At 71.7% G+C, this 8004-nt stretch carries 5 protein-coding genes; 2 read left to right on the top strand and 3 right to left on the bottom strand.

The window, feature by feature from the left end; all coding sequences use genetic code 11:
- The coding region (locus tag H0524_RS23895; RefSeq protein WP_180200664.1) for a HAMP domain-containing protein at positions 1 to 767 on the bottom strand (767 nt) is incomplete at its 3' end.
- Positions 768 to 949: 182 nt separating this feature from the next.
- Between H0524_RS23895 and H0524_RS23890 the strand changes: the two genes are divergently transcribed.
- Complete coding sequence (locus H0524_RS23890; protein ID WP_180200663.1) at positions 950 to 3049, top strand: SpoIIE family protein phosphatase; 2100 nt, start codon at positions 950 to 952, stop codon at positions 3047 to 3049.
- Positions 3050 to 3139: 90 nt separating this feature from the next.
- Here H0524_RS23890 and H0524_RS23885 read toward each other — a convergent pair whose 3' ends face one another.
- Complete coding sequence (locus H0524_RS23885; protein WP_309225217.1) at positions 3140 to 4549, bottom strand: hypothetical protein; 1410 nt, start codon at positions 4547 to 4549, stop codon at positions 3140 to 3142.
- 405 nt (positions 4550 to 4954) lie between these two features.
- Here H0524_RS23885 and H0524_RS23880 point away from each other — a divergent pair, with 405 nt between their 5' ends.
- Positions 4955 to 7057 carry a S9 family peptidase gene (locus tag H0524_RS23880; RefSeq protein ID WP_180200662.1) on the top strand — a complete coding sequence of 701 codons (2103 nt, stop codon included), beginning with the start codon at positions 4955 to 4957 and terminating at the stop codon, positions 7055 to 7057.
- Here H0524_RS23880 and H0524_RS23875 read toward each other — a convergent pair.
- On the bottom strand, positions 7054 to 7998 hold the full coding sequence (locus tag H0524_RS23875; protein WP_180200661.1) for a threonine/serine dehydratase: 945 nt from the start codon (positions 7996 to 7998) through the stop codon (positions 7054 to 7056). The two genes, H0524_RS23880 and H0524_RS23875, sit on opposite strands and share 4 nt — an antisense overlap.
- Positions 7999 to 8004 lie beyond the last annotated feature (6 nt).

Genomic DNA, 8004 nt, shown 5'->3' with positions numbered 1-8004 from the left:
ACCTCATCGGCGAACGACGACAACTGATCCACCATCGTGTTGACGGTGTTCTTCAACTCCAGAACCTCGCCCTGCGCGTCAACCGTGATCTTCTGCCCCAGATCACCCGTCGCCACCGCGGTCGACACCTGCGAGATGTTGCGGACCTGTGCGGTCAGGTTCGACCCCATGGTGTTCACCGAGTCGACCAGGTCCTTCCAGGTGCCGGCAGCGCCCCGAACGTCGGCCTGACCGCCCAACTTCCCCTCGACGCCCACCTCCTGCGCCACCCGGGTCACCTCGTCGGCGACGGACGACAACTGATCCACCACGGTGTTCACCGTGCGCCCGATCCGCAGGTACTCCCCACGCAGCGGTCGGTCGTCCAGCTCCAGCGCCACGTGCTCGGAGAGGTCGCCCCTGGCGACCGCCGCGATCACCCGCGCGATCTCGATGGTCGGGCGCCCGAGGTCCTCGATGAGCGAATTGACCGCCTGCTGCCCCTCCGCCCAGCAACCATCCAGCTCCTCGTCGTCCAGGCGTTCGGCGAGTCGCCCGTCCCGGCCCACGATCCGGCTGATCCGGCGCAGGTCGTGGTACTGCCGTTCCTGGAGCGACACCACCTCGTTGAAGGCGTCCGCCAACTCGCCCGCCCGGCCCGATCGGTGCGGCAGCCGGACCTTGAGATCGCCGTGGCGAACGCGCCGAAGCGCCTCGGTCAGCTCGATGAGGACCGCATCGGGTTCCGGCGCGGACGGCTCCGTCGCCGGCTGCTTCGCCGTGGTCATCATTCCTCGCTCAGCTCGGGGCCGCCTGCTGCCGGCAGGCCGGACCTCCCACTATTGTGCCCAGCACCGGGTACGCGCCAGACCGACGCGACGTGAGCTGGCGCCGGCAGCGGGCTGACCAGCGTCGGCCCTCCGCCGGGTCCGGTTGGCGCCCACCACGGCAGCGGTGGAGGATACGGGGGGTGTCAGCGGAGAGGGGGCCCGTGCCGACCGAAAACCGGGACGAGCACATCCGGCGGGTCCGGCTTCCCGCCGACCCCCGGACGCCCGCCGCGGCGCGCGCGCTCGTCCGGTCGCTGCTCACCGAGGCGGACCTGGCGGAGCTGACCAACGAGGCGCTCCTGCTCACCACCGAACTCTCCACCAACGCGGTGGAGCACGCCCGCACCGAACTGGACCTTGAGGTCGTCGCCGACCAAAGAGGGCTCACCGTCACCGTCTCCGACTTCGCCCGCGGGCCGGTCGACGAGCTGACCGTCGGCGTTCGCAACGAGAGCAGCGACGTCGCCGACATCGCCGAACGGGGCCGGGGCCTGCTCCTGGTTGACCACTTCGCCAGCCGCTGGGGCACCACGTATCTGCCCGCCGGTAAGGGTGTCTGGTTCCGACTCGACCGGTCCGACTCCCTCGATCACCCCGGCCGGCTCCCGGGCACCGCCGGGCCGACCACGGCGGTGCCGGGTGACCAGGCCGCCAGCGAGGGCAGCTTCCCGCCGAGCGCCGCGGCGATGAGCGAGCTGATGCAGACCGCACCCGACCCGTACGCGGAGGATTCCCTGCCGGAGTTCGCGACCAGCCTGTTGGCCCGGGTGGCCGAGATGGTCGGCGCGGCCGGCGGCCTGGTCCGGCTGGACCGGGGCGACGGGCAGGGACCGCAGCTACTGGCCCGCTACGGCCGGCAGCCCCGGGCCGACAACGATCTGGTCCGGGTGCCGCTGACCGTGCACCGGCCGTACGTCGGCGAGTTGGAGCTGGACGCGGCACCGTCCGCGTACGCCCAACCGCTGGCGGTGTTGATGGCCGAGCGGCTCTCGCTGCACCTGGAGAACGACCGACTACACCGGGCCGACCTGCGCCGGCAGGCCTGGCTGACCTTCCTCGCCGAGGCGAGTGAGCTGCTCGCCCAGTCGCTCGACGTCGAGTTGACCATGGCGCTCGTCCCGCAGCTCGTGGTGCCCCGCCTGGGGCAGTGGTGCGCGGTACACACCAGCGATGAGTGGGGGCGGCTGCGCCTGGCGGCGGCCAGCCACGCGGACGAGTCGATGCTGCCCCAGCTGCACGCCGTACTGGCGGAGACCGGGCCGGAATCGGTCCAGTCCCGGCTGCGGGAGGCCTCCCGCAAGGGCACCCAGCTCCCGCTCGGCGCACCGACCGAGGGCTTCGCCGTCCCGCTGATCGCCCGCGGCCAGCGGCTCGGGACCCTCGCTGTTGGCCGGCACCAGCGACACCGACACGACCCGGACGAGGTCGCCGTACTGGAGGATGTGGCCCGGCGGGCGGCGCTGGCGATCGAGAATGCGCGCATCCACGCCGAGCGCCGCCGGGTCGCCCAGGCACTCCAGCAGTCGCTGCTGCCGCCCGTGCTGCCGGTGGTGGCGGGGATCGGCTTCGCCGCGGAGTACGTCCCGACCGGGGACGACGCGGACGTCGGCGGCGACTTCTACGACGTACTGCCGCTGCCGGATGGGCGGTGGCTGGTGGTGATCGGTGACGTCTCCGGCAAGGGAGTGCAGGCGGCCGCCCTCACCGGCCTGGTCCGGGATGTCATCCGGACGCTGATCGGGGACGGCAAGCCACTGTCGGAGACGCTGATCCGGCTCAACGAGACACTGGTCGAGCGGGGCGGCGGGCGCTACTGCACCCTGGCCCTGGCCGCGGTTGGACCGGGTGCGGGTAACCAACTGGAGGCGGGTAACCAACTGGAGGTCAGCCTGCACCTCGCCGGGCACGACCGGCCGGTGCTGCTGACGGCCGCCGGTGCGGCCCGGTTCGTCGGCACCGGCGGCACCGCGCTCGGGCTACTCGACTCGATCTCCTCGCCGGCCACCGAGCTCACCCTGGAGCCCGGCGAGGCACTGGTCTTCTACACCGACGGAGTCACCGAGCGGCGACGCGGGCGGGAGCTCTTCGGGGTGGACCGGCTCCGGGAGGCGACGGCGCCGCTCGCCGGCTACTCGGCGGACGTGGTGGCGGCACGGCTGCGCTCGACCGCGCTCGGGTTCTCCACCGAGACGCCCCGGGACGACATCGCGATCCTGGTCCTGCGCAACGACGCCAGCTAGCCGCGGCACCGCGCCAGTTCCTCGCCACCACGGCGCCGGTCCCCGGTGGCCACCAATGTCGCTGAGCGGACGAGGCATGTCGCCTGCTGGTCATAGCGCCGCCTGCGGGGGCAGGCCGGCGTGGAACCGCAGCAACCGGACCTTGTGCTCGCCCAGGATCGGGCGAGCACGCTCGATCAGCTTGTCGAGTTCGGCCGTACGCTCGCGGGACGGCCCGTGGTAGGTCGTAGCCGCCTGCCGATCGAGCCACCCGGTGAGGTCCGCCCGCGCACTGCCACGCAACCGGTCGTCGGGATCAGCGATCAGCCGCAGGTTGGTGATCAGCCGTTGCCAGGCGTTCCCCGCCGTCAGAAGCCGGTAGCCCGCGAACCGGACATGAGGCGGGTTGCCCGGACCGAGCAGGGCCTGCAGCATTCCCAGGTCAAGGATGCCGAGGTCGTGCCGCAGGGCAACCACCACCTGGCGGGTCACCGCTCCAGACTCGTCGCGCAGCAGCGGTACCAGTTCAGCCGACGGGGTCACGCTGAGGCGACGCAACGCTCGGACCGCTTCGACCCGACCACGCGAACGTGGATGCGCCAGCCATCGTCGAACCAGGCCGGCGTCCTCGGCCTCACCGGTCTCGCCCAGCCCGGCAATCGCCCCCGGCACCGGTGACTCCCCCACAGCGAGCAGGCGATAAGACTCTGCTGGATCCGCGCCGCTGCGGCGGAGCGCGGCCTGCGCGATGGCCCGCACCAGGGGATGCCGATCAGGCAGCGCCGCTTCAGCCGCCTCCAGATCACCGACTGCGGTCACGGCCTGCAGCGCCTCAGCCCGGACCAGCGCGGTAGGGCTGACAACCAGCCCGCGCAGCTGAGCCGGACTCGTCGCGGACTCCACGGCAGCCCGGGCGCACAGGGCCCGAATCGGCAGGTCGTCGTCTTTCATCGCGACCGTTGTCAACCGGCGCAAACTTAACAGGCCTCCAGCTGTCGCAGCGCGGTACGCCGCCCGCCGGGTCCGGCGATCCCGCGCTATCAGCAACGGCTCCAAGCCATCCAACGGCAGGTCCCACAGGACACCCTCGACGCGCTCGACCAGCCAGGCGCCCTCACCCCGACCGCGCAGGGCGAACGCCATCTCCGCCAGCTGGGCCAACGACCCCTGCGATGACGAAAGTGAACCCTGCACCGCGCTCCTTGCCCGCTGACGCACCTCAGCGACCCAGTCGACCGTCCGAAGCGCCAGTACCGCCAGCGCTGCCGGGTGCGCCTGATCAGCCAGGTGAACGACCGCCGCCTCGCGGATCCGCCCGTCGGGGTGGCAGCCGGCTATGACCAAGTGCAGTAGCTCCAGCTCACCGTCAGCCAAGTTCGCCGCGAGGATCCGCGACCAGCGTGGCGCCGACCACCACTGCTTCCGTAACGCTCCATCCACCGCCAACCACCACCGCGTCTCGGCGGAACCAAGCGCATCCACGGTCGCGGCCCGCATACCCGGCTCGCCATCGCGGGCCACCGCCAGCAACCCGGCAGAAAACTCCGCTGGACTAACACTTCGATCGAACCCGCCAGCCCCAGCACGCAGCCATTCGACGGGCAGCAGCTCAGGCAGATAGTCACGTTCAGGCAAATCGCTCGAGCTGCCACTCACATTGCGCAGCCATCGCCGCAACGTCGTCCCCAGCGACACGCTCACCGACGCCCCCATACCCGATCACCATGGTCGCGGCCATTCTGTCGCCCTTGCGTCGAACGAGCGACCGCATTCCCGCTGCGCCACAATGACGCTGCAGCAGCAGCCCGGCAACCCGATGCACCTCGACCCGGCCGTCTCAAGCAGATGGTCACCGAGGCGCGGGGCGCCGTCGGCTACATCATCGGCAGGCCGGTGGCGGGGCAGCCCGGCCGGTAACGTAGCGCCGTGACCACCGAGACCCCAGCGCCCGTCGCCAAGCGGATGCCGACCGAGCGAACCCACCACGGCGATACCGTCACCGACGAGTACGCCTGGCTCGCCGACAAGGACGATCCCGCCACGATCGCCTACCTCACCACCGAGAACGCCTACACCGAGGCCCGGACCGCCCACCTCGCGGACCTGCGCGAGCAGCTGTTCGAGGAGATCCGCCGGCGGACCCAGGAGACCGACCTTTCGGTGCCCACCCGCAAGGGCGGCCACTGGTACTACACCCGCACCGTCGAGGGGCAGCAGTACGGGGTGCACTGCCGCCGGGCCGTCCACACCGGCGAAACCGACCCGCCGGTCAGCCGCGACGGCGCCCCCCTGGCCGACGAGGAGGTGCTGCTCGACGGCAACGTGCTCGCCGCGGGGCACGACTTCTTCGCGCTCGGGGCCTTCGACGTGAGCCCGGACGGGCGTTGGCTGGCATACTCGACCGACTTCTCCGGCGACGAGCGGTACACGCTCCGGGTCAAGGACCTCAGCACCGGGGAACTGCTGCCCGACGAGGTGCCCGGCACGTTCTACGGTACGGCCTGGTCCGCCGACGCCTCGGTGCTCTTCTACGTCACCGTTGACGACGCGTGGCGGCCGAACCGGGTCTGGCGGCACACGCTGGGCACCCCGGCCAGCGAGGACGTGGTGGTCTACCAGGAGGACGACGAGCGGTTCTGGGTCGGTGTCGAGCTGACCCGCTCGGAGAAGTTCCTCCTCATTGACATCCACAGCAAGGTGACCAGCGAGATCCTGGTCATCCCCGCCGGCAATCCGACCGGCGCCCCGGTCCCGGTGGCCCCCCGCCGCCAGGGCGTGGAGTACACGGTCGAGCACCACGGCCACCGGTTCCTGATCCTGCACAACGACGGCGCCGAGGACTTCGCCCTCGCGTACACCTCGGCCGACGCCCCCGGCGACTGGGTGCCGCTCATCGAACACTCCCCCGGCACCCGCCTGGAGGCGGTTGACGCCTTCGAGAACCACCTGGTGGTCACGTTGCGCGCCAACGGGCTGACCGGGCTGCGGGTGTTGCCGATCGGGGGTGGCGACCCGCACGACATCGACTTCCCCGAACCGCTGTACGCCGTCGGCCTGGACAGCAACCCGGAGTACCGCACCGGTCAGCTCCGACTCCGCTACACCTCGCTGGTCACCCCGGACTCGGTGTACGACTACGACCTGGTCACCCGCCGGATGACACAACGCCGGCAGCGGCCGGTGCTGCCCGGGCCGGATGGCCGCCCGTACGACCCGGCCGGCTACGAGCAGCACCGGGACTGGGCGATCGCCGACGACGGCACCCGGGTGCCGATCTCGTTGGTCTGCCGGGCCGGCACCCCGCGCGACGGCTCCGCGCCGTGCGTCGTCTACGGCTACGGCTCCTACGAGGCGAGCATGGACCCCTGGTTCTCGGTCGCCCGGCTCTCCCTGCTGGACCGGGGTGTCGTCTTCGCCGTGGCACACATCCGCGGCGGCGGCGAGCTGGGCCGGCGCTGGTATGACCAGGGCAAGATGCTGGCCAAGAAGAACACCTTCACCGACTTCGTGGCCTGTGCGCGGCATCTGGTCAAGGCGGGCTGGACCGCGACCGACCGGCTGGTCGCCCGGGGCGCCTCCGCCGGCGGGCTGCTGATGGGCGCGGTGACCAACCTCGCCCCGGACGCGTTCACCGGGATCGTCGCACAGGTTCCCTTCGTTGACGCGCTGAGCTCGATCCTCGACCCGTCGCTGCCGTTGACCGTCACCGAGTGGGAGGAGTGGGGCAACCCGCTGGACGACCCCGAGGTGTACGCGTACATGAAGTCGTACACGCCGTACGAGAACGTGCGGGCCGTGGACTATCCCGCGATCCTCGCGGTGACCAGCCTCAACGACACCCGGGTGCTCTACCACGAGCCGGCGAAGTGGATCGCACGGCTGCGGGCCACCACGCCGCGGGGTGACTACCTGCTCAAGACCGAGATGGGCGCCGGGCACGGCGGGCCGAGCGGTCGGTACGACGCCTGGCGGGAGGAGGCGTTCATCAACGCCTGGCTGCTCGACCAGCTCGGCCGCGCCGGGAGCTAGTCGGCGAGCGCCGCGGCCAGCACGGCCGGCTCCACGTTGCCACCGGTCACCACGGCAGCCGTACGCCCGGTGGGTAGCTCGGCGCGGCGGAACAGCCGGGCGGCGACCGCCACCGCGGCGCTCGGCTCCACGACGAGCCGCGCGTCGCGGACCAGCCGGCTCAGCGCCGCCCGAATCTCGTCCTCGGTGACGGTCACGATCCCGTCCAGCCGCGCCAGCAGGTGCGCGAGGGTCAGCTCGGACGGCGGCAGGCGCAGCCCGTCGGCGCAGGTCCGGTAGGTGCGCTCCTCGCCCCACGACACCACCGACCCGGCCGCCAGCGAGTCCCGGGTGTCGGCGGCCAACTCCGGCTCCACGCCGATGACCGCCGCCGTCGGCCGCAGCGCCCGGACCGCGGTCGCGACGCCGGACGACAGCCCGCCCCCGCCGACCGGCACCAGCACCACATCGACATCGGGTAGGTCCGCCACGATCTCCAGGCCGATCGTGCCCTGGCCGGCGATGATCCGCCGGTCGTCGAAGGGCGGCACCAGCACCGCGCCGGTCTCCGTCGCGATCTGCTGCGCCGCGGCCCCGCGGCGCGGCGGTGGCACGGTCACCACCTCGACGCCGTACGCCCGGATCCGGTCGACCTTGGCCGCCGGCGCCCCCTCGGGTACGACGACCCGGCACGGCACACCGGCGGCGGTCGCCGCGTGCGCCAACGCCAGGCCGTGGTTGCCCGAGGAGTGGGTGACCACGCCGGCCGACCGTTGCTCCGCAGTGAGCCGGGCCACCGCGTGGGTCGCGCCCCGCAGCTTGAAGGAGCCGACCGGCTGCAGGCTCTCCGCCTTGAGCCACAGCTCCGCATCCCACGGGGCCCGCATCAGCGGGGTACGGAGGACCTGGCCGGTGATATCGGCGGACGCACTCCAGATGTCGTCAACAGACACAAGCTCCATCACCTG

Origin of the sequence: Salinispora sp. H7-4, from assembly GCF_013416675.1 — a bacterium.
In the GTDB taxonomy this organism is placed as follows: Bacteria; Actinomycetota; Actinomycetes; order Mycobacteriales; family Micromonosporaceae; genus Micromonospora; species Micromonospora vitiensis.
The sequence above is the reverse complement of the archived record's forward strand: the minus strand, read 5'-3'. Positions and strand labels throughout refer to the sequence as shown.